Genomic DNA, 3344 nt, shown 5'->3' with positions numbered 1-3344 from the left:
CCAGGCGTGTCTCCCACACGCCGCGCGCCACCCAGGCGGCGCCCGCGAGCAGCAGCCCGGCGACGGCCGACCGCCCCGCCGTCCGGACGTCCCGGTACGGCGTCGCCCACGCGGCGGACCCCTCCTCGTGCTCCATCTGTCCTCCCCTTGCCGGTGGCCGGGCCCTTTCCGGTCTCCTCGGGTGAGGACGACGGCGTGGGGTCCGCCGTTCCGCCCCTCCCCCGGGGAACTGCGCAGGGAGAGGGGGAGGTCAGGCCATCCAGAAGAACACCGCCGTCATGCGCTTCTCCGCCAGCGTGCGGCCGGTGTACGCGGTGGCGCTGTGCACGAGGTTGGCGTGGTAGAGGAGCAGGCGGTTGTACTTGTGCGGGACGCGGACGTCCTCCTCGAAGGCGTCCGGGGTGACGTAGCGGGTGCCGAGGGCCTCGACGAGGTTGGTGTGCGGGGCCTGGACGACGTTGCCGCCGAGCCGGCCGCCGGGCAGGGACTGGCGGTAGAAGCTGGTGCCGCAGTCCTTGGGCACGTCCGGGTTGAGGTAGAGCACGGCCGCGTACCGGCACAGGGCGCGGGAGTCGGTGTGCGGGCGGGGCTCGCTCTCGCCCTCGCCGACCACCTGGACGCAGTTGTGGTTGAGGGTGCCGCCGCCGGGCGCCTGCTGCACCCACAGCTCCTTCGCGCCGGTCGCCTTCTTCACCAGCCGTTCGACGCGGGCCAGTTCGCCCGGTTCGAGGCCGGGCATGGCGCGCAGGCCGGGCCAGGTCTCGGAGGTGTACGGGTGGCCCTCGACCCAGTCGTCCTTGTCCAGGCAGCGCTGCCGGACCGCGTCGATGCCGGGCAGGACGTCGTCCAGCACCCAGTAGTCGCGGCCCTTGGTGGGCTTGCGGTAGGGCAGGACGGGCAGCGCGGCGGGCGGGCGGGGCGGGGGCTGTGGGGGCATGCGGCGAATGTAGGGGCGCGCCCGGTCTGCCTTCTCCCGGCAAGAGGTCAACCTTCCGTCCGGGAAGGATCAACCTTTCGCCAACGGGCTTCGGTGATTCTTTACCCGCCGGCACCGAGACGAACGGCCCTCGCGTCCGTACTGCTGTGCGTCGGAACCGCCCTCGGGCGGGAACCCCCAGCAGGAGGAACGGTGCGCTTTTCGCGGAACGCGACGGGAACGCTCTTCGTGGGCGGTGCGATGGCCCTGACCCTCACCGCCCTCGCCTACCCGGGCATGCTCGGCCTGGACAAGGTCTCCACCGCCCAGGACCGCGTCATCGCCAACACCCAGTGGGGGCCGCTCACCGAGCAGGACCGGGACTTCGTGGTGAAGGTGCGGGCGGCGGGACTGTGGGAGTACCCCGTGGGCCAGATCGGCTTGCAGAAGGGCGGATCCAAGGCGGTGATCACGGCCAGCCAGCACCTGATCGACGGGCACGCGGCGCTGGACACCACCTGCCGCAAGATCGCGCCGATGCTGAACATCACGCTGCCCAACGTGGCCAGCCCCCAGCAGCTGGGCTTCGTGAGCACGCTGAAGTCGGACCAGGGCAAGCAGTTCGACACCGACTTCGCCAACATCCTTCGGATGACGCACGGTTCGATCTTCAACGCGATCGCCAAGATCCGTTCCACCACCAAGAACTCGCTGGTGCGGGCCCTGGCCGACCAGGCCAACGACACGGTGCTGGACCACATGACGGTGATGGAGAAGACGGGCCTGGTCGACTTCGACCAGACGCTGTTCCAGCAGACCACCCCGCCGAAGCTGCCCAACTCGGACCTGACCCCGCCGGCCCCGCCGCCCGGTCAGCCCGAGGTGGTGCTCACCCCGCCGGCGACCGCCACCGCCAGCCCGGTGGACCTCAGCGGTCTGCTGGGCGGCGGTGGCACCCCGGCGGCGGGGGCGAGCCCGAACCCGGGTCCGACGGGAGGTTAGGCCAGCCACACGGTGGTGTCCGGCGGGAGGGTGCGGCCCGCCGGCAGGGGGGTGCTGGCCAGCAGGACCTCGCCCGGCGGCAGCGGAACCGGTCCGGTACCCAGGTTGGTGACGCTGCGCCAGCCGCCGGTGCGGGTGAAGTCCAGCACGCCGGCGGGCGCGTCCGGTGTCCAGGCCAGCGTCTCCCCCTCCAGCAGCTTGCGGCGCAGCCGCAGCGCCGAGCGGTACAGCTCCAGCGTGGAGCCCTCGGCGCCGGTCTGCGCCTCGACGGCGTACGCGGCGAACCACGCCGGCTGCGGCAGCCAGCCGGCCCCCGGCCCGAAGCCGTACGAGGGTCCCGTCGCCGTCCACGGCAGCGGGACCCGGCAGCCGTCGCGGCCCTTGCGGACGTGCCCGGTCTGCTCCCAGATGGGGTCCTGGAGCACCTCGGCGGGCAGGTCGGCGACCTCCGGCAGGCCCAGCTCCTCGCCCTGGTAGAGGTACGCCGAACCGGGCAGCGCCAGCATCAGCAGGGTCGCGGCCCGCGCCCGGCGCACGCCGGCCGCCGGATCGACGGCGGGCGCGGTGCCGTGGGAGAGCAGCCAGGCGGCCGGGTCGGTGCCGGGCGGCAGCATGAGCCGGGAGGCGTGCCGTACGACGTCGTGGTTGGACAGCACCCAGGTCGCGGGGGCGCCGGCGGTCCGGGCCGTGGCCAGCGAGGCGGTGATGACGTCCCGCAGCTCCCCGGCGTCCCAGCGGGCCTCCAGGTACTCGAAGTTGAACGCCTGGCCCAGCTCGTCCGGGCGGGCGTACAGGGCCCGGCGGGCGCCCGGCACCCAGGCCTCGGCGACGGCTGTGCGGGGCGGGCTGTAGGCGTCGAAGACCTTGCGCCAGTCGCGGTAGATCTCGTGGACCTCGTCGCGGTCCCAGTACGGGTGGCTGCCCGGCGCGACCCGGGGCAGCGCGTCCTCGCCGGTCGCGCCGATGCCGCCGACGTCCCGCAGCGGCTCGGTGAGGTCCTTGGCCAGGCCGTGGGCGACGTCGACGCGGAAGCCGTCCACACCGCGGTCGGACCAGAACCGCAGGATGGTGCGGGCGTCGGCGCGGACCTCCTCGTTCTCCCAGTTGAGGTCGGGCTGCTCGGGGGCGAACAGGTGCAGGTACCACTCCCCGTCGGGCACCCGCCGCCAGGCGCTGCCGCCGAACACCGACTGCCAGTCACTGGGCGGGAGTTCCCCCTGCCGTCCGCGTCCCCGCCGGAAGACGTAGCGCTCCCGGGCGGCCGAGCCGGGCCCGGCCCGCAGCGCCTCCTGGAACCAGGGGTGCAGGTGCGAGGTGTGGTTGGGGACGATGTCCACGACGACCTTGAGCCCGAGCCGGTGCGCCTCGGCGACCAGCGCGTCGAAGTCGTCCAGCGTGCCGAGCCGTTCGTCGACCCCGCGCGGGT

The 3344-nt window shown here is 73.4% G+C and carries 3 protein-coding genes; 1 reads left to right on the top strand and 2 read right to left on the bottom strand.

What is annotated here, in order from left to right:
• Window positions 1-250: 250 nt before the first annotated feature.
• Window positions 251-937 carry a DUF6445 family protein gene (locus IE312_RS26115; RefSeq protein ID WP_189984772.1) on the bottom strand — a complete coding sequence of 229 codons (687 nt, stop codon included), beginning with the start codon at window positions 935-937 and terminating at the stop codon, window positions 251-253.
• Window positions 938-1165: 228 nt separating this feature from the next.
• On the opposite strand from IE312_RS26115, the gene IE312_RS26110 reads away from it, so the two are divergent.
• A complete protein-coding gene (locus IE312_RS26110; RefSeq protein WP_189984837.1) occupies window positions 1166-1918 on the top strand; it encodes a DUF4142 domain-containing protein in 753 nt (250 codons plus the stop codon).
• Here IE312_RS26110 and IE312_RS26105 read toward each other — a convergent pair.
• The coding region (locus IE312_RS26105) for an alpha-amylase family glycosyl hydrolase (RefSeq protein ID WP_229900444.1) at window positions 1915-3344 on the bottom strand (1430 nt) is incomplete at its 5' end. The genes IE312_RS26110 and IE312_RS26105 overlap by 4 nt on opposite strands.

Origin of the sequence: Streptomyces capoamus (assembly GCF_014654935.1) — a bacterium.
Taxonomy (GTDB): Bacteria; Actinomycetota; Actinomycetes; order Streptomycetales; family Streptomycetaceae; genus Streptomyces; species Streptomyces capoamus.
This window is presented reverse-complemented; position numbering and strand designations above follow the sequence as displayed.